This is a genomic window from Actinoplanes sp. NPDC051405 (assembly GCF_055586185.1).
In genome coordinates this window covers 20,485-43,050 of the sequence record NZ_JBVJIR010000037.1, presented here as the reverse complement: position 1 = coordinate 43,050, position 22,566 = coordinate 20,485, and the positions used below count along the sequence as shown (strand labels likewise).

General features: G+C 73.6%; 21 protein-coding genes and 1 riboswitch. Of the genes, 9 read left to right on the top strand and 12 right to left on the bottom strand.

Going from position 1 to position 22,566, the window contains the following annotated elements:
* Positions 1-117: 117 nt before the first annotated feature.
* Both ACZ6S4_RS43865 and ACZ6S4_RS43860 read right to left on the bottom strand, forming a co-directional pair.
* A complete protein-coding gene (locus tag ACZ6S4_RS43865; protein ID WP_465480568.1) occupies positions 118-894 on the bottom strand; it encodes an SDR family NAD(P)-dependent oxidoreductase in 777 nt (258 codons plus the stop codon).
* Between the two features lie 45 nt (positions 895-939).
* The gene (locus ACZ6S4_RS43860) at positions 940-2,019 is read right to left on the bottom strand and encodes an epoxide hydrolase family protein (protein ID WP_465480569.1); all 1,080 of its coding nucleotides are present in this window, start codon (positions 2,017-2,019) and stop codon (positions 940-942) included.
* A 62-nt stretch (positions 2,020-2,081) separates the two neighbouring features.
* Here ACZ6S4_RS43860 and ACZ6S4_RS43855 point away from each other — a divergent pair, with 62 nt between their 5' ends.
* The gene (locus ACZ6S4_RS43855) at positions 2,082-2,498 is read left to right on the top strand and encodes a MarR family winged helix-turn-helix transcriptional regulator (protein ID WP_465480567.1); all 417 of its coding nucleotides are present in this window, start codon (positions 2,082-2,084) and stop codon (positions 2,496-2,498) included.
* On the opposite strand, the gene ACZ6S4_RS43850 is transcribed toward ACZ6S4_RS43855, so the two are convergent.
* Positions 2,473-3,375, bottom strand: coding sequence for an aminoglycoside phosphotransferase family protein (locus ACZ6S4_RS43850; protein WP_465480566.1), 903 nt, complete (start codon positions 3,373-3,375; stop codon positions 2,473-2,475). The genes ACZ6S4_RS43855 and ACZ6S4_RS43850 overlap by 26 nt on opposite strands.
* 151 nt (positions 3,376-3,526) lie before the next feature.
* The gene (locus ACZ6S4_RS43845; protein WP_465480565.1) at positions 3,527-3,892 is read right to left on the bottom strand and encodes a hypothetical protein; all 366 of its coding nucleotides are present in this window, start codon (positions 3,890-3,892) and stop codon (positions 3,527-3,529) included.
* 51 nt (positions 3,893-3,943) lie between these two features.
* Between ACZ6S4_RS43845 and ACZ6S4_RS43840 the strand changes: the two genes are divergently transcribed.
* The gene (locus tag ACZ6S4_RS43840; protein WP_465480564.1) at positions 3,944-4,564 is read left to right on the top strand and encodes an SRPBCC family protein; all 621 of its coding nucleotides are present in this window, start codon (positions 3,944-3,946) and stop codon (positions 4,562-4,564) included.
* 53 nt (positions 4,565-4,617) lie between these two features.
* On the opposite strand, the gene ACZ6S4_RS43835 is transcribed toward ACZ6S4_RS43840, so the two are convergent.
* The 3 genes from ACZ6S4_RS43835 to ACZ6S4_RS43825 form a co-directional block, all read right to left on the bottom strand.
* Positions 4,618-5,610, bottom strand: coding sequence for a C40 family peptidase (locus ACZ6S4_RS43835; RefSeq protein WP_465480563.1), 993 nt, complete (start codon positions 5,608-5,610; stop codon positions 4,618-4,620).
* A 14-nt stretch (positions 5,611-5,624) separates the two neighbouring features.
* A riboswitch (cyclic di-AMP (ydaO/yuaA leader) is annotated at positions 5,625-5,762 on the bottom strand.
* Positions 5,763-5,897: 135 nt separating this feature from the next.
* Complete coding sequence (locus ACZ6S4_RS43830; protein ID WP_465480562.1) at positions 5,898-6,821, bottom strand: M56 family metallopeptidase; 924 nt, start codon at positions 6,819-6,821, stop codon at positions 5,898-5,900.
* Positions 6,818-7,186, bottom strand: coding sequence for a BlaI/MecI/CopY family transcriptional regulator (locus ACZ6S4_RS43825; protein WP_360832493.1), 369 nt, complete (start codon positions 7,184-7,186; stop codon positions 6,818-6,820). Before ACZ6S4_RS43825 ends, ACZ6S4_RS43830 begins: the two co-directional genes overlap by 4 nt.
* A 75-nt stretch (positions 7,187-7,261) precedes the next feature.
* Between ACZ6S4_RS43825 and ACZ6S4_RS43820 the strand changes: the two genes are divergently transcribed.
* Genes ACZ6S4_RS43820 through ACZ6S4_RS43805 form a run of 4 tightly spaced genes read left to right on the top strand, consistent with a single transcriptional unit; the run spans position 7,262 to position 15,385 of the window.
* Complete coding sequence (locus ACZ6S4_RS43820; RefSeq protein WP_465480561.1) at positions 7,262-8,656, top strand: cytochrome ubiquinol oxidase subunit I; 1,395 nt, start codon at positions 7,262-7,264, stop codon at positions 8,654-8,656.
* 9 nt (positions 8,657-8,665) lie between these two features.
* Complete coding sequence (gene cydB, locus ACZ6S4_RS43815; protein WP_465480560.1) at positions 8,666-9,646, top strand: cytochrome d ubiquinol oxidase subunit II; 981 nt, start codon at positions 8,666-8,668, stop codon at positions 9,644-9,646.
* On the top strand, positions 9,643-13,326 hold the full coding sequence (cydC, locus tag ACZ6S4_RS43810) for a thiol reductant ABC exporter subunit CydC (RefSeq protein WP_465480559.1): 3,684 nt from the start codon (positions 9,643-9,645) through the stop codon (positions 13,324-13,326). Before cydB ends, cydC begins: the two co-directional genes overlap by 4 nt.
* A gap of 25 nt (positions 13,327-13,351) precedes the next feature.
* Positions 13,352-15,385 carry an aminotransferase class I/II-fold pyridoxal phosphate-dependent enzyme gene (locus tag ACZ6S4_RS43805; protein WP_465480558.1) on the top strand — a complete coding sequence of 678 codons (2,034 nt, stop codon included), beginning with the start codon at positions 13,352-13,354 and terminating at the stop codon, positions 15,383-15,385.
* Here the strand turns inward: ACZ6S4_RS43805 and ACZ6S4_RS43800 are convergent.
* A complete protein-coding gene (locus tag ACZ6S4_RS43800) occupies positions 15,377-17,014 on the bottom strand; it encodes a serine/threonine-protein kinase (RefSeq protein WP_465480557.1) in 1,638 nt (545 codons plus the stop codon). The genes ACZ6S4_RS43805 and ACZ6S4_RS43800 overlap by 9 nt on opposite strands.
* A 179-nt stretch (positions 17,015-17,193) precedes the next feature.
* Positions 17,194-18,318, bottom strand: a complete 1,125-nt coding sequence (locus tag ACZ6S4_RS43795) for an alpha/beta fold hydrolase (protein ID WP_465480556.1) — start codon at positions 18,316-18,318, stop codon at positions 17,194-17,196.
* Between the two features lie 224 nt (positions 18,319-18,542).
* Between ACZ6S4_RS43795 and ACZ6S4_RS43790 the strand changes: the two genes are divergently transcribed.
* The gene (locus tag ACZ6S4_RS43790) at positions 18,543-19,019 is read left to right on the top strand and encodes a hypothetical protein (protein WP_465480555.1); all 477 of its coding nucleotides are present in this window, start codon (positions 18,543-18,545) and stop codon (positions 19,017-19,019) included.
* Here ACZ6S4_RS43790 and ACZ6S4_RS43785 read toward each other — a convergent pair.
* On the bottom strand, positions 19,016-19,597 hold the full coding sequence (locus ACZ6S4_RS43785) for a TetR/AcrR family transcriptional regulator (protein WP_465480554.1): 582 nt from the start codon (positions 19,595-19,597) through the stop codon (positions 19,016-19,018). The genes ACZ6S4_RS43790 and ACZ6S4_RS43785 overlap by 4 nt on opposite strands.
* A 106-nt stretch (positions 19,598-19,703) precedes the next feature.
* Here ACZ6S4_RS43785 and ACZ6S4_RS43780 point away from each other — a divergent pair, with 106 nt between their 5' ends.
* Both ACZ6S4_RS43780 and ACZ6S4_RS43775 read left to right on the top strand, forming a co-directional pair.
* Positions 19,704-20,132, top strand: a complete 429-nt coding sequence (locus ACZ6S4_RS43780; RefSeq protein ID WP_465480553.1) for an ester cyclase — start codon at positions 19,704-19,706, stop codon at positions 20,130-20,132.
* Positions 20,129-20,599: a DUF1772 domain-containing protein gene (locus ACZ6S4_RS43775; RefSeq protein ID WP_465480552.1), complete on the top strand. Its 471-nt coding sequence runs from the start codon at positions 20,129-20,131 to the stop codon at positions 20,597-20,599. The genes ACZ6S4_RS43780 and ACZ6S4_RS43775 overlap by 4 nt, the downstream gene beginning before the upstream one ends.
* Here ACZ6S4_RS43775 and ACZ6S4_RS43770 read toward each other — a convergent pair.
* Positions 20,592-21,494 (bottom strand): hypothetical protein, encoded by a 903-nt coding sequence (locus ACZ6S4_RS43770; protein WP_465480551.1) that lies wholly within the window; start codon positions 21,492-21,494, stop codon positions 20,592-20,594. The two genes, ACZ6S4_RS43775 and ACZ6S4_RS43770, sit on opposite strands and share 8 nt — an antisense overlap.
* A 19-nt stretch (positions 21,495-21,513) precedes the next feature.
* Complete coding sequence (locus tag ACZ6S4_RS43765; protein ID WP_465480550.1) at positions 21,514-22,509, bottom strand: aldo/keto reductase; 996 nt, start codon at positions 22,507-22,509, stop codon at positions 21,514-21,516.
* Positions 22,510-22,566 lie beyond the last annotated feature (57 nt).

Below are 22,566 nucleotides of genomic sequence, written 5' to 3'. Positions count from 1 at the left end.
CGTTGCTCCCCTCTCCTGTTCTCCTTTCTTCTTCCCCCCCCCCCCCCCCCCCCCCCCCCCCCCCCCCACCCCCCCCCCCCCCCCCTCCTTCCCCCCCCCCCCCCCCGGGCCGACGCGTCAGGGCAGGATCGCGTCGACGTAACCGCCGTCGACGCGCAGCGCGCCGCCCGTGGTCGCCGACGCCTGCGGGGAGCTGAGGTAGACCACCATGTTGGCGATCTCCTCAGGCTCGATCAGGCGCTGCAGCAGCGACTGCGGCCGGTGCAGCCGCATGAACTCGCGCTGCGCCTCGTCCCACGGCAGGTCGCGGTCGACGAGCTGGTAGACGAACTCCTCGACGCCGGCGGTGTGGGTGGGCCCGGCGATCACGCTGTTCACCGTCACGCCACTGCCGGCCGCCTCCTTGGCGAAGCCGCGGGAGACCGCCAGCAGCGCGGTCTTGGTCATGCCGTAGTGGATCATCTCGGCCGGCGTCACCACCGCCGAGTCGCTCGCGATGTACTGGATCCGGCCCCAGCCACGCTCGCGCATACCCGGCAGGTACGCCCGGGTCAGCCGGACCGCGGTCAGCACGTTGACCTCGAAGTACCGCCGCCACTCGGCGTCGGTGATCTCCAGCGCCGGCCGGGCGCCGAAGATGCCCAGGTTGTTGATGAGGATGTCGACCTCCGGCAGCGCCTCCAGCAGCGCGGCGACACCGTCGTCGGTGGTCAGATCGGCCGGGGCGGCGACGTAGTCACCGTCGCTCGGGAGCACGGCGAGCACCTTGTCGCGGTCCCGGCCGTTGATCGCCACCCGGGCGCCGGCGGCGGCCAGGCCGGTGGCGATCGCGAGGCCGATGCCCTGGGTCGAGCCGGTGACGAGAGCAGTCCTGCCGGTGAGATCGAGTCGCATGCCTCCACTCTTCCCCGTGCCGGGCCCGGCGACGCGGGACCCGCACTACGGTGAGGGCGAGATCACCGGGTTCCGGAAGAAGGCGCGGATGTCGGCGGCCAGCTCCACCGGCACCTCCAGCGCCGCGAAGTGCCCGCCGCGCGGCAGCTCCGTCCAGTGCCGGATGTCGAAGAGGCGCTCGGCCAGCGGGCGCACGCTCAGCACGATGTCGTGCGGCAGGACGGCCACACCCATCGGCACCGGGCAGGGCGTGCCGTAGCCGCTCTCCTTGGCGAGCCGGGCCGACGAGCCCGCCGTCCGGGTGAACCAGTAGATCGACACGTCGGTGAGCAGGACGTCGTCGCTGATGGTGGAGGCCGGGTCGACCCACTCGGTGAACTTCTCGGCGATCCAGGCCAGCTGGCCGACGGGCGAGTCGGTCAGCGCGTACGAGATGGTCTGCGGCCGGGTCGCCTGCAGCACCTGGTAGCCGGGCCGGTTGGCGGCGAACGCCGCGGTCCGCTCGGCGCGATCGCGGTCCTCGCCGGTCAGGCCGGTCGCCGGGCCGGGCGTGGGCAGGTAGTTGACGTGTACGCCGACGACCCGTTCGGGGACGGCGGCGCCGAGTGCGCGGGCGACGCCGGAGCCCCAGTCGCCGCCGTGGGCGCCGAAACGCGGGTAGCCGAGCCGGGTCATCAGCTCGGCCAGGGCCCGGGCGATGCGGTTCAGGTCCCAGCCGCGCTCCCCGGTCGGCCCGGAGAAGCCGAAGCCGGGCAGCGACGGCACGACCAGGTGGAAGTCGTCGGACAGCAGGCCGGTCAGGGCCCGGAACTCCAGCACCGAGCCCGGCCAGCCGTGCAGGAGCAGCAGCGGCAATGCGTCCGGGTCGGCCGAGCGGACGTGCAGGAAGTGGACGCGCTGGCCGTCGATCTCGGTGCGGAACTGCGGGAGCTCGTTCAGCTCGGCCTCGTGCCGCCGCCAGTCGTAACCGTGGCGCCAGTGCTCGGCGAGTTCGCGTACGCGGGCCAGCGGGATGCCGTAGTCCCAGCCGGCGCCGGGCAGCTCGTCGGGCCAGCGGGTGCGGTCGAGGCGGTCGGCCAGGTCGTCGAGGTCGGTCTGCGGGACGTCGATCCGGTACGGCACGATATCGTTCATACGACTAACGTTAGTCGCACTAACGTTAGTCGGGCAAATGTTAGAGTCGGCCCATGGAGCACCTCCCCAGCTGGCTGCTGACCCAGACCGCCGCCCACGCCGGCCGCCTGGTCACCGAACGTTTCGCCGAGGTCGGCGCGCGCGGCTACCACTACCGGCTGCTGGAGACCCTGCTCGACGGGCCGGCCAGCCAGGCCGACCTGGGCCGGCGCACCGGCATCCACCTCAGCGACATGGTGGCGGTGCTCAACGAGCTGACCGCGGACGGCTACGTCGAGCGCAGCCCGGACCCGGCCGACAAGCGCCGCAACGTCGTGACGATCACCGGCCGTGGCCGTGAACGCGCCCAGGAGCTGGCCGCCCGGGCCGACGCCATCCAGGACGAGCTGCTGGCGCCACTGACCACCGCCGAGCGCGCCGAGCTGGTGCGACTGCTGAGCCTGGTCAGGAAAGGCGCGGCGCCAGCTTGAGCGCCACCCGCAGCGCTTGACCGGGCCCACCCGCGCCACCCTCCGCGTGCCACACCTCGGAGAGCACCGCCTGCACAAAACCCCAGGCGACCACCCGGTCGACGGGCATGCCGAGCCCGTCGGCGAACTGCTCCACCCGGGCCGGCAGCAGCTCCAGCACCGGCTCGTCACCGTCGAACGGGTTGTAGAGCACCGCTCCGACCTCGTAGCCGGGATCGCCGAGCACGCCGTGCGGGTCGATCGCCAGCCACGGCTCCCGGACCGCGGCCAGCACGTTCTCGTGGTGCAGATCCCCGTGCAGGACGACCCGCTGCGAGGCGGAGGCGCACAGGTCGGCCAGCAGCGCCCGGGCCTGCTCGACCAGTCGCCGCGGCACCGGGTCATCGCCGGGATACCGGGCCAGATGCGCGTCGAACGACGCGACGCGGGAGGACAACTCCTCCAGCACCAGCCCCTCCGGCGCCGGCCGGTGCAGACGCCGCATCATGTCGACGAGCACGACCGTGGCCTGCTCGTCGTGCTCGCGGACCAGCGCCCGCAGTGTCCCGCCGGGCTCGGCCCGCTCCAGCAGCAGCGCACCCCGGTCGTCGTCGCGGGCCAGCACCTCGACCGCGCCGCGGCCGCCGAAGAAGCCGAGCGTGTCGGCCTCCATCGCGACATGACCGGCCGCGGCCAGGCCGAGCTTGAGCACGGCCGGCGACCCGTCAGCCCGCCGCGCCGGCGCGACATAGTTGAAACTCAACGGGTACGGCGCACCGACCGTCAGCCCCCACTCCCGGGCGACGTCCTCGACCAGGGCGGGCAGCTGCGCGAGCCAGCGCCGGCCGTCGTCGCCCCAGTTGCCGGTGACGTTGCGGACGAAGGCAGCGGGAAACATGCCCCCAGTCTCGCAGCATCATGATCGGACACATCGGAGCCCGCGGTGTGCGCTCGCCGTCGCGACCGCGGACCGAGATGCGGCCTTGACGGCTATGTCGCTCGGGCGGGGCCTCGCCGGCTCCTGACGAAGTCCATGTATTCGTCGCCGGCTACCGCGTGGTTGACCAGCGGTCGGAGCGGGCGCCGGTGAGGCGTTCGGCGAGCGACATCGCTTCTTGCTCGTCCTCACTGCGGCCGATTTCCCGGCCCTCGCCGACATATGCCTCGTCGACCGGGTCGAGCGAGATGAGGTTGGGCAGGTCGCCCACCTCGTCGTCATCCGGGTCTCGCACGGTGTGCAGCGAGACCCGGTACTGCCCGCCCACGGGGCCGATCTCCACCCACCGGATGGCGGGCTCGCCGCCGATCACGGTATCGCCGAGGAACTGTTCGATGCCGTTCCCGCGACGCAGGGCGCCGGTGGCGAACTGCTGGGCCGATCTCTCCTCATACCAGCTCTGGCTTATATAAGTCACGGCTGGCATACTGGCTCGCGTCCAGAACGGCGCGGCATGAGGAGGACCACCATGATCGAGATCGCTGAGCAGCTCGAGGCCATTCGGCGCACCGTCAGCAGGGGCCCGATCGAGGGTGGCGAACGGGTCACCGTCCTGCTCGGCCGGGTCTATGACGGCGCGGTCGAGGACGTCTGGGCGGCCCTGACCGACCCGGAGCGGATCAGGCGCTGGTTCTACCCGGTCAGCGGTGACCTGCGGGCCGGCGGCAAGTTCCAGCTGGAGGGCAATGCGGGCGGTGACATCCTGGCTTGCGAACCACCGCGGTTACTGCGGCTGACCTTCGGCGGGCCGCTGAGCCTGGTGGAGCTGCGCCTGTCCCCGGACGGCGCGGAGCGGACCCGGCTCGAGCTGGAACACACCGTCCCCATCGAGATGGCCCGCAGCGGCGCGGGGGCACTCTATGTCGGCCCCGGCTGGGACGGCGCGTTGCTGGCTCTGGGGCTGTTCCTGCAGGGTGTTTTCGCCGAGGACCCGGTCGCCGCGGCCAACTCGCCGGAGGCCCGGGAGTTCACGCTGCGGTCGGTGCACACCTGGGTGAGTGTGATCGAGGCGTCCGGCACCGCGGGACCGGAGGACATCGCCGCCGCGAAGGAGATGGCGCTGGCCCAGTTCGCCCCGGAGCAGCCCTGAACGGAGAAAGCCGCCACGGAGGTGGCGGCTTTCCGTCGTGCGTGGTGCGAGCCTCAGCCGGTCGGGCGGCGGATGCCGGTGATGGCCCCGCTGCGATCGATCGACGCCATGCGGACGTGGTCGCCCGTGTGCGGTGCGTGCACCATCGTGTTGCCGCCGACATAGATGCCGACATGATGGACCGGACTGCCGTAGAAGATCAGGTCGCCCGGCTGCAGCTGGCTGCGGCTCACCGCCCGGCCCGCGTGGATCTGGTCACCGGTGAAGTGCTCCAGGTGCACCCCGGCCACCGCCCAGGCCACCTTGGTCAGGCCCGAGCAGTCGTAGCCGCCCGGCCCTTCCGCACCGAAGACGTAGGGCTTGCCGATGAGGTCGCACGCCTTCTGCGCCGCCCGGCCACCCTTGTCGTCGGTGTAGTCGACCGGGCACGGGCCGGTCTTGAACGGACCGTCGGAGACGCCGCTCGCGCCGTACGCCCTGATCCGCAGTTTCTGCAGCTCGTCGACCTTCTTCTGGATGTCCTTCTTCTGCTGGGCCAGCGCCTTGTCGCGCGCCGCCACGGCTTTGGTCAGGGTGTCCAGGTCGCGCTTGTCACCCGCGAGCTGGTCGCGCAGCTTCGCGGCGCCCGAGACCGACTCACGCTGGTGCCGGCTGATCTGGTCGAGGAACGTGAGCTTCTCGGTCAGAGCGGTCGGCGAGCCACTGACCACCATGGCCTTCATGGCGCTGGGCGAGCCCTGCATGTAGGCCTTGCCCGCCATGTTGCCCACCTGCGACATGGCCAGGTCGACCTCCAGCTCCAGCGGTGCGAGCCGTTTGTCGATCTTGCGGAGCTGGGCCTGGTTCTTGAGCAGCTGGTTGTGCACGTTGTTGTACTGCTCGATGACCGGTTCCAGCTTGTTCCACTGCTCGTCGATCTGCTTTTCGATGCTCGACGGGGACGGTGTCGCATTCGCCACCCCGGGAGTGAGAAGAATCCCGACCGCGATGACGGCGCAGGCGATGCTGCGCAGAATTGCGGCGCTGCGCGCCTCAATCCGTTTCACGTAGGTGCAGTGTCCTTTCTTCCCTCGGCCGCCGACCGGGTTAGCTGACGGGTGCGGGCGGGAAGCGCGCCCGGCCACCGTGCTGCTGGTGGCTTTACCCCAGAACTGCTGGGTCCCCGGTTCGTCTCGCGACGATTAGGCGGTGGCCCGTCAGTTCGCCCGGGTTGGGACGAGGGGGGACTGCCGAGCCGGGCATTACCGTACTCCCGATCAACGACGAATTGAACCCGGCGGTATCAGGACACACTGCGCCGAACATTGATTGACGCAGCGTAAGAAATTGGCCGTCAAAGCGGCCATGCCGAGAGCGCCCGGTCCAGCCATGGCAACACCAGAATCACCGTGGGTAACACCACCAGACCGACCGCGCCGGTGGCCGCGGCCAGGGTCAGGCCCACGGTGACCGGGCGCGGATCACTGATATTCAGCCGGTCGAGCCGGCGCCGGCGCTCCGCTGCCGCGCTGCCCAGCTCGGCCGGGGCGTCCGGGCTGACCGCGTCGCTGAGCAGCGCCAGGGCCGTACGCAGCGGCGCCGAACCGCACCGCCGCCGGGCCGCGTCGTCGGCGACCATCTCGAGCAGCAGGTGTACGGCGTCGAGCGGCGCCCGGCTGCGCAGTGGCCGCGGCACCGCCCGGTAGAACGCGGTGAACGACTCCATGACCACGTCGTGCCGGTGCCGCAGGTGGGTCTGCTCGTGCGCGATGACCGCGGCCACCTGCTCGGCGTCGAGCACCCGCAGCGCACCGTCGCTGAGCACCACCCGCGGCGAGCGGCCCGGTAGGCAGTACGCGAACGGCAGCGGCCCGTCCAGCACCCGCAACCCGGCGGGCACCTCGACCGGCAGCTCACCGTGGCGTTCGGCACTGTCCAGCAGGTCGACCAGCAGCCGGTGCCGGGACCGGCGCGCCCGGGACCGGATGCTCACCCGGACGAGCGACACCAGCAGCCGCACGATGATCACCGTGGCCACGACCAGCGCGAAGATCAGCGCCGCGGCCCCCACCGGACGGTCGGAGCCCAGCTCGCTGACCAGCTCCTGCGGCCCGGCCAGGACCACGCCCAGCGCGCAGAGCACCCCCGTGAGGGTGATGCTCTGCCACAACGCGACGGCGGCCGCGGGCGCCCGGTCGGTCCAGCGCGCGCCGGCCAGGATGCCCGGCACGACCAGCGACAGGGCCAGCCCGAGCGCGCCGAGCAGCAGGGCGGTCACGGCGCTACGCCCGGGTCCTTCCGTGCCGCCTCGATGGCGGCGGTCAGGGCCGACGGGTCGATCCGGCCGACGAAGTGGGCCAGGGCCGCGTCGCGGACGCCGTCGGGGGCCGCACTGAGGGCGTCGAGCATCAGGGCGGCGGTCATCTCCTCGCGCGACTGCGCGGGGGCATAGCGGTACGCCCGGTCGGCGCGCTGCTGGGTGACGACACCCTTCTTGGCCAGCCGGTCCAGCACGGTCATCACGGTCGTGTACGCCAGCTCGCGGTCGCGGCTCAGCCGTTCGTGCACCTGGCGCACGGTCAGCGGCTCGCCGGCGTTCCACAACTGCGTCATGACCTCACGTTCGAGGTCTCCCAAAGCCATGTGACCCACTCTACTGCACAGCGTCGTACTACGGGGCGTAGTATCTACTACGGAACGTCGTAGAGGGGGCCATCCGTGGACGTGCTCGAGCTGACCCGGCTGCAGTTCGCGGTCGTGACGATCTACCACTACTTCTTCGTGCCGCTGTCGATCAGCCTGGCCGGCACCGCCGCGGGCCTGCAGCTCGCCTGGCTGCGCACCGGCCAGGAGCGTTACCTGCAGCTCACCAAGCTGGTCGGCAAGCTGCTCATCGTCACCTTCGCGGTCGGCGTGGTCACCGGGCTGGTGCAGGAGTTCCAGTTCGGCCTGGGCTGGAGCAACTTCGCCCGGTTCTACGGCGACGTGTTCGGCCCGACGCTGGCGATCGAGGGCATGCTCGCCTTCTTCCTGGAGGCGACGTTCCTCGCGCTCTGGTACTTCGGCTGGGACCGGTTGCCGCGCAAGCTGCACGCCGCCACCATCGTCATCGTCGCGGCCGGCACCGTGATGTCCGCGTTCATCATCCTGGCCGCCAACTCGTTCATGCAGAACCCGGTCGCGTACTCGCTGGACCCGGTGACCGGGCGGGCCCACCTCGACGACTTCGGCGCGCTGCTGCTCAACAAGGTCAACCTGGCCGCGTTCCCGCACACGCTGGCCGGGGCGGTCATGGCCGGCGGGTCGCTGCTGCTGGCCATCGGCGTGTGGCGGCTGCGGGCCGGGGGTGAGGCGGCATTCCGTACGCTGGCCCGGCTCGGTGCCTGGCTGACGCTCACCGGTGGCGCCCTCACCGCCCTGACCGGCGACCACCTCGGCAAGGTCATCACCGAGGTGCAGCCGATGAAGATGGCCGCCGCCGAGGCCCTGTACGCCACCACCACCGGCGCGCCTTTCTCCGTCTTCGCGGTCGGCGGCCCGGACGGCGGCGAGCCGTTCTTCAGCCTGGAGATCCCGCGGCTGCTGTCCATCCTGGCCAAGGGCGACCCGGGCGCGACCGTGCAGGGCATCGACGATCTCCAGGCCCAGTACGCCGCCCAGTTCGGCCCGGGCAGCTACATCCCGATGATCCCGGTGGCGTTCTGGACGTTCCGGCTGATGATCGGCATCGGCATGCTGGCGGCGGCCGTCGCGGCGTACTACCTGTGGACCACCCGGCGCGACCGGCAGGCCCACCGGCTGCTGATCCGCTTTCTGCCGCTGATCCCGATCCTGCCCGCCGCGGCCAACACGTTCGGCTGGATCTTCACCGAGACCGCTCGCCAGCCCTGGCTCGCGTTCGGCATCTCCCGGGTCGCCGACGGCATCTCCCCCGGCCTGACCAGCGGCGAGGTGCTCGTCTCCCTGACCGGCTTCACCGTCGTCTACGGCATCCTCGCCGTCGTCTGGCTGCGGCTGGTCCGCCACCTGTCCCGGCAACCGCTCGAAGCCGCCGCGCCCGCCGCAGCCGCCGGCGAGCAGGCCCCCGAGCGCGAACCCGTCCCGGTCTACTGAGGAACTGCCATGATCACTGTCTGGTTCGCGCTCGTGGTGCTCTGCTGGGTGCTGTTCTTCGTCCTGGAGGGCTTCGACTTCGGCGTCGGCCTGCTCTCCCCGGTCGTCGGCCGCGACGACCACGAGCGGGGAGCCGTCGTCCGCACCGTCGGCCCGTTCTGGGACGGCAACGAGGTCTGGCTGGTCGCCGCGATCGGCGTGACCTTCGCGGCCTTCCCCGACTGGTACGCCGCCCTGCTCTCCGGCCTCTACCTGCCGATGGTCGCCCTGTTGCTGCTGCTCGCCGTCCGCGGGGTGGCGCTGGAGTTCCGGGGCAAGGGCGACGGGCCACGCTGGCGCCGGCGCTGCGACGCGGCCCTGGCGGCCAGCTCGGCCGGCATCGTGCTGCTCTGGGGAGCGGTGCTGGGCGTGCTCACCCACGGCCTGGCCCTCGGCCCGGACGGCCAGGTCACCGGTACGGGTCTGAGCCGCAGCACCGCGGCCTTGCTGAGCTGGCCGGCCCTGGCCGGGGCGGGTGCGGCCCTGTTCGCCGCCCTGCTGATCGGGGCGATGTTCCTGACCCTGCGCACCACCGGCCCGGTGCACCTGCGGGCCCGCCGGCTCGGCGTCACGCTGGCCACCGGCGGCACCGCCGTGCTGGCCGCGATCGGCTTCGCCACCGAGTCGCGGCCGGCGCTGGCCGCGGCCGCGCTCTGCCTGGGCATCGCCATGCTGGCTCGCAACGGCCAGGAAGCACTGGCCTTCGGCGGTACGGCGCTGAGCATCGCCGGCGCCGTCGTCACCGTCTTCACCGTGCACGGCGACGTCGTGCTGCGCAGCACGCTGGACCCGGCCTGGTCGCTGACCATGACAGGCGCGGCGGCCACCGACTCGGCGCTGCGGCTGATCAGCGTCGTCGGCGTGGTGGTGCTCCCCGGCGTCCTGGTCTACCAGGCGTTCTCCTACTGGGTGTTCCGGCGCCGGGTGGCCAGCGAGCGGGTGCCGTCATGAGCCGTGGACCCCTCGACCCCCGGTTGCTGCGGCACGCGCGCTCCAGCCGTACCGGAATCGGGATCTCGGCCCTGCTCGGCGCCGGCCAGGCGGCCGCGACGGTGGCCGTCGCCGTCGCCCTGGCCCGGATCGTCACCGGCCACGACGCGCTGGCGCTGCTGGCCGCGGCCTTCGTGCTGCGGGCCGCGCTGACCTGGGCGGAGCAGGTGGTGGCCCAGCGTACGGCGGCCGCGGTCACCGACGAACTGCGCCGCTCGGCGCTCGCGGCGGCGCTGGACCACGGTCCCGCCTGGGTGGCCCGCTTCGGCGGCAACCGGCTCACCGCCGTGCTGGGTAGCGGCCTGGACTCGCTGCGGCCGTGGTTCTCCGGCTACCTGCCCGCGCTGGTCCTCGGCGTGGCGCTGCCGCCGCTGGTCATCGTCGCGATGGCCGTCACCGACCTGACGTCGGCGCTGATCGCCTTGGTCACGCTGCCACTGATCCCGGTACTGGGCGCGCTGATCGGCTGGGCGACCCGCGAGCGGGCCCAGCGGGCCTGGGAGGCCGATGCCCGGCTGGCGGGCCACTTCCTCGACGTCGTACGCGGGCTGGCGACCCTGCGGGTGTACGGCCGCGCCGACCGCCAGACCACCGTGGTACGCGACATGACCGACCGCCACCGCACGGCGACCCTGCGGGTGCTGCGGGTGGCGTTCCTGTCCTCGACCGCGCTGGACCTGGTCGCCACGCTGTCCGTCGGGCTGATCGCCGTCGAGGCCGGGCTCCGGGTGGCCGCCGGCGACCTGACGCTGGGCCCGGCGTTGCTGGTCATCCTGCTCGCGCCCGAGGTGTACCGGCCGCTGCGCGAGATGGCGGCCCGCTACCACGCCAGCGCCGACGCGTCGGCGGTCATCGCGGACGCCGACGAGATCCTGGCGCCCTCCGACGCTGATCCTGCGTTCCTGCCGACCGGTGCGGTGCTGGCCGCGGCTCACGACGGGCGCTTCGGCGCCGGCGGCGACCGACCGGCCGTGTACGCCGCCCGGCTGCGGGTGCGGCACCCCGGATCCACCGTGGACGCGCTCAGCCTCGACGCGCTGGCCGTCCGCGAGGGAGAACTGGTCGCCCTGCGCGGACCGTCGGGTGCCGGCAAGACCACGGCACTGCGGGTCCTGGCCGGGCTGCAACCGGCGGTCACGGGACGGGTCGAGCTCAGCGGTCCCGGCCTGCTGTACCTGCCCCAGCGCCCGACCCTGCCGCACGTCCGCACGGTCGCCGACGTGTTCCCCGGGACCGGCCCGGACGCGGTGCGCGAAGCACTGCGCACGGTGGGCCTGGACACCGAGGTGGAACCAGCGACGGTGCTGGGCGAGCACGGGGCCGGAGTGTCGGCCGGCCAGCGGCAGCGGCTGGCGCTGGCGGCTCTGCTGCGGGCGGCCGGGCGCGCACCGGCGGTGCTGCTGCTCGACGAACCGACCGCGCACCTCGACGCGGAAGCCGAGCGGCTGGTGATCGGGCGGCTGCGGGCGGCGGCGGATCAGGGGTGCGCGGTGCTCGTGGTCGCGCATCGGCCCGGGCTGCTGGCCGCGGCCGACCGGATCATCGACGTCACTCCCCCGCCGCCCGACGTCCCGCCGGTATCGGGGCCGATCAGCCATGGCGGCCCGCATCACGCCGACGGCCGGGCCGTTCCGTCGGCGTCCGGCTTCGCCGCCTGGCCGCCGCCGGGCCCGACAGAGCCCGACTCCGCCTCGGCAACGCCGCGTGCGGGCCTGGGCCGGTTGCAGGGGGCCGCGGCCGCCCAGGGCCAGGCCGGCAAGACCGACCCGCCGGCTGTCGTTCGCGTCCCCGCGGCCGCGCCGGACGCCGTACTCGCGGCCGCGCCGGACGCTGTACTCGCGGCGGCGCCGGGCGCTGTTCCCGCCCCTGCGGCCGGTGGGTCGCTGGTGGCGCGAGCTGCCGGGTGGCTCGTGCGGCGCCCCGGCACGGCCGTCGGGTTCGGGGCGGCGTCCTGGCTGGCCGGGATCGTGCTGACCGGGGCGGCCACCTGGCTGCTCGTCCGGGCCGCGACCCTGCCGCCCGTGCTCACCCTGTCGACGGCCGTCGTGCTCGTCCGGGGCAGTGCCGTCGCCCGGCCGCTGCTGCGCTACGTCGAGCGGCTGGTCTCGCACGACGTGGCCTTCGCCCGGCTCGGCGAATGGCGGGCGCGCGTCTTCGCCGACCTCATCCCCCGGGTGCCCGGCCCCCGGCTGCGCCGCCGCGGTGACCTGCTCACCCGGGTCGGGGACGACGTGGACGCCCGCGTCGACGGGCTGCTGCGGGGACGCCTGCCCGCCCTCGCGGCGGCCCTCACCCTGGCGCTCGTGACGGTCACCGCCGTGGCGGTACTGCCCGCGGTCGCGCTTCCGCTCGCGGCGGGACTGCTGATCAGCGGGGTGGCCGCTCCGGCGCTGGCCGCACGGCAGGCGAGCCGGCTCGACGCCGCCACGGGTCAGGCTCGCGCCGAACTCCGGGACGCCGTGGTAGAGACCGTCGACGGCGTCGAGGAGCTCGCTGTGGGGCATCGGGGCGGGGACGCTCTGGCCGTACCGGATCGGCGCAGCCGGGTGCTGGCGCGGCTGGAAGCGCGGGCGGCCCGCTCGGCCGGTGCCGCCGCCGCGCTCGGCCTGCTCGGCTGGGGCGTCGCGGTGACCGGGACCGCACTGGTGGCCGCCCGGAGCGGGTTGTCCGACGAGTGGGCCGCTGTGCTGCTGCTGGCGGTCGTGGCGCTCGGTGAGCCGGTCGCCGCGCTGCCCGACGCCGCCGTTGCCCGGCGCCGCGCGGCCGGTGCGCGTGCCCGGCTCGCGGAGATCGCCGCGCAGCCACCATCGGCCACTCCCGGACCCGCCGCTGCCGCCGGTGCCGCGGGCGCCGCCAGTGTCGCCGGTGCCCTCGGTGCGACCGGTGTGGCCGGTGCCGCCGGTGCCGGTGCCGCTGGTGCCGGTGCCGCTGGTGCCGGTGCCGCTGGTGCCGGTGCCGCTGGTGCCGGTGCCGCTGGTGCCGCCGGGGACATCGCGATCCGCGGCCTGGTCGCCGGCTGGGACCCGGACCGGCCGCCCGCCCTGACCGGCATCGATCTAGACCTGCCGGCCGGCTCCCGCACCGCGGTGCTCGGGCCCTCCGGCGGTGGCAAATCCACCCTCGCTGCCGTGCTGGCCCGGCTGCTGGACCCACGCGCGGGGACGGTCACCGGGGTGGGCCGCAGCGCGCTGGTCGGCGACGAGGCCGACCACGTCTTCGCCTCCACGGTCCGGGAGAACCTGCGCCTGGCCCGCCCGGACGCCACCGACGCCGAGCTGCGCGCCGCCCTGGCCCGGGTGCGGCTCGACCGCTGGCTGGCCGGTCTGCCGCAGGGGCTCGACACCTGGCTCGGCACCGGCGGCGGGACGATCTCCGGTGGTCAGCGCCGCCGGCTGGCCACCGCCCGCGCCCTGCTCGCCGAGCCCGACCTGCTCATCCTGGACGAACCCACCGAGGGGCTGGACGAGGCCGGCGCGGCCGCGCTGATGGCGGATCTGCTCACCGCCACGGACGGGCGGACCGTGCTGCTGCTGACCCACCGCACCGAAGGGCTGGACCGGGTGCACGCCCGCTACGAACTGCGCGACGGACAGCTGACGGGCTGTCGGCGAGCGGACACCGCGGCGGTCGGGGCTCGGTGATACTGACCTCCTTTGTGGAGGTTGCATGGACAGCTTCGTGCTGGTCGGGGGTTCGGGCTTCCTCGGCACCGAGGTCGCCGCCGCGCTGCTGGCCGCCGGGGCCGAGGTCACCAGCGTGGACCGGGTCGCGCCGCCGGAGGCCACCGCGTCGGCCGGGCTCGGCTGGATCAGCGCCGACCTGCTCACCGGCGATCTGCCCGAGCTGCCGCCGGGCGTGGTCGTGCTGCTGCTCGGGGCCAGCGATCCGCGGCCGCGCCGGCCCTGGACGCTGCCGCTGCACAATGCGATCAGCACGGCCCGGCTGCTGCCCGCCCTGGCCGGGCGGCGGGTCATTCTGACGTCCTCGGTCGAGGTGTACGGGTCAGCCGACGGCCCCCTGACCGAGGACACCACACCGGTGCTGCCGTGGCCGGCCGGCGAGATCGACGCGTGGTGCGCCGACGCGCGTGATCTGGCCCGGGCCGCCTGTCCCCCGTGGCGGGCCGCGCCGCTCGCCCGCCGGATGGCCGACGCGGATCCGACCGGGCGGTGGACCTACGCGATGGCCAAGCTGGCCCAGGAGCGGCTCGTCGCCGGGGCCGTCCGGAGCGACCGGCTGACCGTGCTGCGGCTGGCCAACGCGTTCGGTGCGGGTCAGGACCGGGTCGCCACCCGGCTGGTCCGCCGGGCGCGGGCCGGGCTGCCGCTGCCCGTCACCGCCGGGACCGTACGCAGCTTCCTGCCGCCGGTGGAGCTGGGCCGGATCCTCGTGGGCGGCATCGGGCCCGGCGTCTTCAACGTCGGCGGGCCGCCGGTGTCGCTGCACTCCCTGGCCACCGAGATCCGTACGCTGTGCGGCTCCGCCTCCCCCGTACGCGAGCAGCCACGCCGCCTGCCGGACAGCTCAGGGCTGGTGGTCACCAACCGGCTCGCCGCGGCGGGCTACCGGATCGGCTCCCTGCGCCCGCACCTGACCCGGCTCATCGAGCAGATCGGCGACGACCGGGAGCCGCTGTTCCGCCCGCCGCTGCCGGTCGTGGTGCCGCCGCGGCCGGTCCGTCCGGAGCTCGTCGTCGCCCGGCAGCAGCAGTGCCTGGTCAGCGGCGAGGTGAAGCACGGCAACCGGTGGACGCGGGAGCTCACCGAGCGCCTCGGCAAGGAACTCGACCTCGACGACGACCGGCGGGTGCTGCTCACCGCGTCCGGGACCGCCGCGCTGCGGATCATGGTGGCGGCGACGGTGGGCCGGGCGGGGGCGGGGGACGTGGCGGTGCTGCCGTCGTACACGTTCCCGGCGACCGCCGAGATCCTGGTGCAGCTGGGCTACCGGCTGCGTTTCGCCGACGTGGACCCGGCCACCTGGACGCTGTCACCGGCCGCGGTCGCCGAGGCGCTGCGACCGGGTGACGTGCGGCTGGTCATGGCGGTCGACACCTTCGGCAACCCGTGCGACTACCCGGCGCTGCGTGCGGTCTGCCGACGGGCCGGGGTGGCGCTGCTGGCCGACTCGGCGGCGGCGCTGGGCAGCCTGCACCAGGGCCGGCCGGTGGCGCAGCAGGCGGACGCGCACGCGTACTCGATGAGTTTCGCCAAGGTCCTCTCGGCCGGCGGCGCGGGCGGCGCCCTGGTCCTGCCGGCCGAGGCCGCCGAGCGGGTGCAGGCCGACCCGGCGGGCTGGACCCGCTCGGAGCTGATGAACGAGCTGCACGCGGTGGTGGCGCTGGATCAGCTGTCGGTGCTCGGCGACCTGGTCCGGTGGCGCGCCGAGGTGGCAGCGGTCTATGCCGATCTGCCGCTGGAGACGCAGCAGGTGCGCGACGGCGACCGGCACAGTTACGTGCACTGGGTGGCCCGGGTGGCCGACCGCGACGGGTTGCGGCGGCGCCTCGACGCGCTGGGGGTGGGGACGAAGCCGTACTTCGCGGCGGTGCACCGGGGGCCGCTCGGTGCGGGCGAGACCCTGCCGGTCACCGACGCGCTGCACGCCGAGGCGCTGGCTCTGCCGATGTCGTCGGAGCTGACGGTAGAGCAGGCCGAACGGGTGGTCGCGGCGGTCCGGCGCAGTCTGCCCTCAGGATGAGGTGAACGCCGAGCCGGTGGGCTCTCCCTGGTCGGGACGGGCCAGGCAGTGCACCAGCCGCTGGTCCGTGCCGGGCACCTCGATCGGCCAGGCCTCCCGTTCCCAGCCGTCGGTCGCGGCGCGGTCCCGGCTGCGGTCGGCCATGACCCGCGCCGAGCAGGCGGCCGCGATGTCCTTGCGCAGCAGCAGTTCGTCCTCGTGGCTCCGGCTGACGTCGGCGGGCAGGGCGGTGGCCGCGAAGGTCTCCCAGGTGTGGTCCCCGGCGCAGTCGAGATCCCGCGGCGACGACGCCCGGCCGTTGATGGCGGTCACCCCGGCCCAGCACAGCGGCCCGGCCGGGCAGAGCAGCGGCCCGCACGCGACGAAACCGGCCGGCCGCACGACCCCGGGCGCGGCCGGGGCCGAGGTGCCGGCGCCCGCGGCCGGCCCACCGTCCGGGTCCGGCCGCAGGGTCTGCCAGAGCGCCACGCCTCCGGCTACGACCAGGACAACCAGCGCCGCGGCCAGCACCATCCAGCGCCGGGAGCGAGAGGTGGACGGCCGTGGTGCCCGCGGCGCGGATCCGGGACCGACCGCGGCCTGGGCGGCACCGGCCGAGGCCCGGGCGGAAACGGGCGCGGCCCGGGCGGAAACGGGCGCGGCCCGGGCGGAAACGGGCGCGGCCCGGAAAGGGTCGGCCGGGGCCCGGAAAGGGTCGGCCGGGGCCCGGAAAGGGTCGGCCGGGGCCTGGGCAGGGTCGGCCGGGGCCCGGAAAGGGTCGGCCGGGGCCTGGGCAGGGTGGGCCGAGGCCCGGAAAGGATCGGCCGGAGCCCGGATGGCGTCGGTCGCGGCCCGGGCGGCGTCGGCCATCGCGGCCGCCGACGGCCAGCGGTCGGCCGGGTCGGTGGCCAGCGCCCGCTCGACCACGGTCAGCACCGGAGCGGGGACGTCACCGCTGAGCGTGCGGGGCGCGGCCTGCAGCCGCTGCAGCGCCACCGCGTACGGGTTGTCGCCCTCGAACGGGCGCCGTCCGGCCAGGCACTCGTACGCGGCCAGCCCGAGCGAGTAGATGTCGCTGCGGCCGGTGGCGGGGCGGCCGAGCACCTGCTCGGGTGACAGGTACGTCGGTGTGCCCAGGACCGCGCCGGAAGCAGTGAGCTGGGTGCCGTCCTCGGTGCGGGAGATGCCGAAGTCCGTGATGAGCAACGCGCCGTTCCGCCGTACGAGAAGGTTGGCGGGTTTGATGTCGCGGTGCACGATGCCGCGCTCGTGCACCGCCGCGAGGCCGTCGGCGGCCTGCGCGACGAGCCGCATCGTGGTCACCGGGTCGAGGCGTCCCTCGCGGGTCAGCAGCTGCGACATCGACTCGCCGTCGATGAACTCCATGACCAGGTACGTGATCCCGGCGCCACGCCCGTAGTCGTGGATCGACGCCACCGCGGGATGGTTGACGCTGGCCATGGCCTTGGCCTCGACGAGGAACCGCTTGGCGAAGTCGGGCTGGTCGGCGACCCCGGGCAGCATGGCCTTGACCGCGACGACCCGGCCGAGCACCTCGTCGACCGCCCGCCAGACCTCGCCCATGCCGCCGGCGCCGATCCGCGCTTCGAGCCGGTAGCGGTCACCGAGCCTGAGACCGGCGTGCAGCATCGCCCTCCACCGTCCGTCCGTCGGACCGCCCCCAGCGGCCGCCCGCCGCGCATCCTGTCATGCGCCGGCGGGCGGCGGCCGGGGGCTCCCGGTCCGGCGGGTCTCAGGCGGCGAAGCGGGCGGCGATCCGGTCCGCCGGTCTCAGGCGACGAAGCGGGCGGCGATCCGATCCGCGGGTCTCAGGCGGAGAAGCGGGCGGCGATCCAGTCCGCGACCAGCGTCGTCGAGGCGAACACCGCGCCGTCGTGGTTCTCGTTCTCGAGGGTGACGAGTTCGACCGGTTGCGGGTAGTCGTCCAGCTGGTCCAGCAGCGCGTCGGTGACGAAGGCCGGCACCGCCTCGTCGGCCGAGCCCTGCACGAGCAGGATCGGCGCGCTCGGCGCCACCTGGGCCGGGTTGTCGTAGTGGGCCAGCTGGTCCACCACCGCCGGCGGCAGAGCGCCGCCCAGGACCAGCTGACCGGCGTTCAGGGACTGGTACTGGGCCAGGATCTCGTACAGGCAGCCGGATTCGAGCACGGGCACGCGTTGCCGGGCCGGCGGGGCCAGCACGGTGAGCGGGTCGAACGACGGCTGGACCGCGGCCAGGCCGTACAGGGCCATCACCAGGTAGCCCTGGCCGGGCGTGCCGGGGATCAGCGGGGCCAGCACATCGACGTTGGAGACCGGGGCGATGGCCGCGACGCCGCGCAACGTGAGGTCGCCGTCGTAGCTCGGTGCCAGTTCCCCGGCGAACAGTGCGCCCTGGCCGCCCTGGGAGTGGCCGTCGAGGACGTACTCGGTGCCCAGGTTGGTGTCCAGGTGACGGGCGGCCTTGACGCTGTCGATCATCGAGCGGGCCGCGCTGCCACCGATGAGGTACGGGTGCGCTTGCGGCGTACCCAGTCCCGGATAGTCGGGGGCCGCGACGGTCCAGCCCCGGGTGAGCAGCTCGGCGATGGCGGCCCGGGCCTCCGGCCAGAAGACTCCCTGGTGCTCGGAGGGCGCGCACTGGTCGGCCAGCCCGGTGGTGCCGTGCCCCCAGACCACGGTCTTGTTGGCCTTCTTGCGCTTGGGACTGAGCACGAGTCCGGTGGTGGTAATGCTCGCGCCGGTGACACTCGTGCTGACGTACGAGACGCGCTTGCCGGTGGCCAGGGCGGTCAGCTCCGGCGGCAGAGTGGCCGCCGCCGTGGACAGGACCGTGCCCGGCGGGTCGGCAACGGCCGCCGCCGGACGGGCGCCGGGGAGACCACCGCCGATGACCGCCAGGACGGCTCCGACAACGGCGGCCCTCCTCGCGTGATGCCGCAGGACTGCGTTCATACGTTCCACCCCTTCCGGGTGTGATCTCGCTTGATACGTCCATGCAAGCCCGCTGACCAGGGCGATCTCGCACAGCACGTGCGACGGTGCCGAGGACTCCCCGATCGGTGCGGCACCCGTCGGCCGATCGACGGCGCGGGCCCGCTGTGCGACGGTGGACCCATGACGGCCATCGTCGGGTTGACGCAGTCGGGTTCGGTCTACATCGGCGGGGACAGCGCGGGGTGTCGGGCCTGAGCCTGACCGTGCGCGCCGACGCGAAGGTCTTCCGGAAGAACCGCTACCTGTTCGGCTTCACCACCTCGTTCCGGATGGGCCAGCTGATCCGGTATTCGCTGACCCTGCCCAGGCCCACCGGCGACCTGGACCGGTTCATGGCGACGACGTTCATCGACGCGGTGCGCGACTGTCTCAAGGCGGGCGGCTGGGCGGCGAAGGAGAACGACCGCGAGGAAGGCGGCACGTTCCTGGTCGGCGTACGCGGGCAGCTCTTCGCCGTCCACGACGACTACCAGGTGGCGAAGGCGGCCGACGGTTTCGCCGCGGTGGGCTGCGGCGACCAGATCGCCCAGGGTGCGCTCTACGCCACGGCGGGCACCGCGCTGGGGCCGCGCCGCCGGGTGAAGAAGGCCCTGGCCGCGGCCGAACGCTTCAACGCGGGCGTCCGTGGCCCTTTCGTGTGCCTGAAGGGCCGGCCCTAGGCGGACGCGGCGCGCAGCTGCGTGACCAGGAGCTCGATGCGGGCGGTGTCATGGCCCGGGCGTAGCCGGCCGTTGCGGCCGAGCACCACCAATCCGTGCAGCGCCGACCAGACGACCTCGGTGAGAGTGTCGACGTCGCGCCCGCCGGCGATCGTGGCGACCGCCGCCCGCAGCTCGGCGAAGGCTTCTTTCAGCGGCGCCGGGGTGTCCTCGGCGGCGAAGTGCAGTCGCGTGGACCGGATGAACATCGCGTCGAACAGCGCGGGATTCTTCGTGGCGAAGCCGCTGTAGGCGGCGGCGACCCGGCCGAGCTCGTCGCCGGGCGCCCGGCTGTCGCCGCGGGCGGCGCGCAGTGTCTCGGCGAGCTCCTCGAAGCCCTCGACCGCGACGGCCTCGACGATGTCCTCCATCGAGCCGAAATGCTTGTACAGCACGGGCTGGCTGTATTCGATCTCGGTGGACAGCCGGCGTGTGGTGACCGCCTCCCAGCCCTCGGTCTCGGCCAGGGCGCGTGCCGTCGCCGTGATCAGCCGGCGGCGGGCGTCGCGCTCGCGCTGCCGACGGTCCTCGATAGCCATGCCCGACTGTAGCACCGATACCTTCGCTAGCGCCGCTATTGACGCGAGCGGGATTGCGGGTTAGCGTCGCTACCGCTAGCAGCGCTAACCAAGATCGGAGCATGTCATGACGACTCCCGGACACCAGCTCGCCGACCTCTTCGTCGAGATGACCAACACCCACGACCCGGACCTGGTGGACCGGTTCATCGCCGAGGACTACCTCAATCACAACGACTTCGTCGCCGACGGGCGCGAGGCCAACCGGCAGTTCTGGGCCGCGTTCTTCACCGGCCTGCCCGACGTGAAGGTCACCATGGAGGACCTGATCGTCGCCGGTGACCGCGTCGTCGGCCGCTTCGTCTACCGCGGCACCCACACCGGGGACCTGCTGGGCATCCCGGCCAGCGGCAAGCCCGTCGAGATGCGCAGCATCGACATCTGGCGCGTCCGCGACGGCCTGTTCGTCGAGCACTGGGACCAGCTGAACCTGATGCAGATGTTCCAGCAGATCGGCGCCCTCCCCCCGCTCGGCGGTCCCGGGGCCCAGGCATGACTCTGGTCTCGCAGCTCGTCGCCCTCCTGGCCGTCCTGAGCACCGGGATCGTCTACGGCACGGACGCCTTCTGCGCGCTCGTCCAGCGATCTGCCCTTGCGCACGTCGACGACAGCACTCTCACGGCGGTCATGGGCAACCTGCACCGCGTCGCTGACCGGCGGATGCCCGTACCCGGGATCCTCGGGGTCATCGCGGCGGCCGCCGCGGCCGTGCTCGCCGCGGTGGCCGGCCGTCCCGCCGCGGCAGCGACCGCCGGAGCGGCATTCGTGCTGCTGGTGGTCTGGGTGCTGCTCTACCTGCGGGTCAGCGCACCCATCAACCGGCGGCTCACCGCGGCCGCCGACGCCCACGAGACGCCGGCCGACGTCCGGAGCTGGCAACGCGCCTGGGACCGCATCATCGTCCCCCGAGCTGTCCTGCAGGGGCTGGCGGTTCTCGCCCTGGGCGTAAGCCTCATCAGCTGATCGCGCGCCGTGAGCCGGTCGCGATCAGGAGTAGTCCGGGGAGCGCCCCGAGCAGCCACAGGATCGGCCGCGGCCAGTGCACCAGCGCCCCCACCGCCCCGCGGATCCGGGGAGCCGGGTTGACCGTGTAGGTCGCGGCGGCGACGCTCACCCGGCAGGTCAGGGAGTAGTCTCCGGCCGCGGGCACCTGGAACTCGCCGATCCAGCGATACGCCGGGGTGGCATCGACGCCGGGCGTGCCGGGCCTGACGGGCAGCAGCTCCACCGTCCGATCGGCCCGACCGGAGCCGGTCACCCGGCAATCGGGATCGGTCGGTGCGGAACCGACCGCGTAGAGGCCGTACCGGCCGGGTGCCGCCAGGGTGAGCGGCACCGGCCGATCGACCCGGGTCTCCCCCGGTCCGGCGGGAAAGCTGCGGAAACTGAACTCGGCACCCCGCTGCACGGTCACGGGAACCAGCAACGCACCGATCACGGCGATCAGCGCGCCGCCGACGACCCGGCCGGGCCGCCGCCCACCGCGAGCTCCCGAGCGGCCCAGCCGGTAGCCGATCAAGGCGCCGGCCGCGGCCAGCGGGAGGCCCAGTACGGCCTCCGCGCCGACCGTCTGCCGCACCGGGATGCCCCATCGATACACCGCCCAGGACAGGCCCAGACCGGCGGCCGCGACAACGGTGCCGATGGTGACGGCACGCCACATCCGCCCTCCGGCGCGCGCGGCGGAGACGGCGGCGAGCAGTGGCAGCGGGGCGAGCATCCACCACGACACCGCCGGGCCCTTGGCCAGGACGTCCTCGGCGCGATGGAAGAACGGGTACAGGACCAGCGGGGCCGACACCGACACCACCGCCCACAGGAACACCCAGAACGGTCCCGGAGCTGCCCGCCTCACCACCCCCACAGAATGGACGACGCTAGTTGCCCACGCCGAGGGACGCCATGAAAGCCGCCGGGTAGCGGTCACCGCGGGCCGCCCCCGCCGGCACCGCCCGCTCGATCTCGGCGAGGTCGTCCGCCGTCAGGGTCAGCTCAGCCGCGGGCAGCGCCTCGGCCAGCCGCTCCCGGGTACGCGCCCCGACCAGCGGCACGATGTCCGGTCCCTGCGCCGCCACCCAGGCGAGGGCCAGCTGCGCGACCGTGCAGCCCTTCGCCCCGGCGATCCGGCGCAGCGCTTCGACCAGGGCGAGATTGTGTTCCACGTTGCCGCTGGCGAATCGCGGGCTGAAGCCGCGGCTGTCGCCCGGCCGGGGCGGCCCGGCGGACCAGTGCCCGGAGATCAGGCCGCGGCCCAGCACACCGTACGCCGTCAGCCCGATCCCCAGTTCCCGCAGCGTGGGCAGCACCTCGGCCTCCACCGCCCGGGACAGCAGTGAGTACTCGATCTGCAGGTCCGCCACCGGGTGCACGGCCTGCGCCCGGCGGATCGTCTCCGCGCCCACCTCCGACAGGCCCAGGTGCCGCACGTAGCCGGCGTCGATCATCTCCTTGATCGCGCCGACGGTGTCCTCGATCGGCACCGCCGGGTCCAGCCGGGCGGGGCGGTAGATGTCGATGTGGTCGACGCCCAGCCGGGTCAGCGTGTAGGCCAGGAAGTTGCGCACCGCCTCCGGGCGGCTGTCCTGGCCGCCGAATGTCGCGCCCGGCCCCCGCTGCATGCCGAACTTGACGCTCAGCTGGTAGCTGTCCCGGTCGCGGCCGCGCAGGGCCTCGCCGAGCAGCAGTTCGTTGTGGCCCATGCCGTAGAAGTCGGCGGTGTCGATCAGGGTGACGCCCGCGTCCAGCGCGGCGTGCACCGTGGCGATCGCTTCCGCGCGGTCGGTCGCGCCGTACGCGCCCGACATGCCCATCGCTCCCAGGCCCAGCGGGGAGACGGCCGGCCCGGTGCTGCCCAAGGTTCGTGTCTGCATCATGGCTCAACCGTGGACCCGGTCCGGCGCGGGCGGGAGCGGAGCGTTCATCGTGGGAGA

Excerpts from the sequence above, each read along its gene's own strand:
- ACZ6S4_RS43775 (WP_465480552.1), top strand. The coding sequence starts at position 20,129 with ATGACTCTGGTCTCGCAGCTCGTCGCCCTCCTGGCCGTCCTGAGCACC.
- ACZ6S4_RS43795 (WP_465480556.1), bottom strand. The coding sequence starts at position 18,318 with ATGAACGCAGTCCTGCGGCATCACGCGAGGAGGGCCGCCGTTGTCGGA.
- ACZ6S4_RS43865 (WP_465480568.1), bottom strand. The coding sequence starts at position 894 with ATGCGACTCGATCTCACCGGCAGGACTGCTCTCGTCACCGGCTCGACC.
- cydB (WP_465480560.1), top strand. The coding sequence starts at position 8,666 with ATGATCACTGTCTGGTTCGCGCTCGTGGTGCTCTGCTGGGTGCTGTTC.
- ACZ6S4_RS43785 (WP_465480554.1), bottom strand. The coding sequence starts at position 19,597 with ATGGCTATCGAGGACCGTCGGCAGCGCGAGCGCGACGCCCGCCGCCGG.
- cydC (WP_465480559.1), top strand. The coding sequence starts at position 9,643 with ATGAGCCGTGGACCCCTCGACCCCCGGTTGCTGCGGCACGCGCGCTCC.
- ACZ6S4_RS43805 (WP_465480558.1), top strand. The coding sequence starts at position 13,352 with ATGGACAGCTTCGTGCTGGTCGGGGGTTCGGGCTTCCTCGGCACCGAG.
- ACZ6S4_RS43765 (WP_465480550.1), bottom strand. The coding sequence starts at position 22,509 with ATGATGCAGACACGAACCTTGGGCAGCACCGGGCCGGCCGTCTCCCCG.
- ACZ6S4_RS43855 (WP_465480567.1), top strand. The coding sequence starts at position 2,082 with ATGGAGCACCTCCCCAGCTGGCTGCTGACCCAGACCGCCGCCCACGCC.
- ACZ6S4_RS43780 (WP_465480553.1), top strand. The coding sequence starts at position 19,704 with ATGACGACTCCCGGACACCAGCTCGCCGACCTCTTCGTCGAGATGACC.
- ACZ6S4_RS43825 (WP_360832493.1), bottom strand. The coding sequence starts at position 7,186 with ATGGCTTTGGGAGACCTCGAACGTGAGGTCATGACGCAGTTGTGGAAC.
- ACZ6S4_RS43800 (WP_465480557.1), bottom strand. The coding sequence starts at position 17,014 with ATGCTGCACGCCGGTCTCAGGCTCGGTGACCGCTACCGGCTCGAAGCG.
- ACZ6S4_RS43850 (WP_465480566.1), bottom strand. The coding sequence starts at position 3,375 with ATGTTTCCCGCTGCCTTCGTCCGCAACGTCACCGGCAACTGGGGCGAC.
- ACZ6S4_RS43840 (WP_465480564.1), top strand. The coding sequence starts at position 3,944 with ATGATCGAGATCGCTGAGCAGCTCGAGGCCATTCGGCGCACCGTCAGC.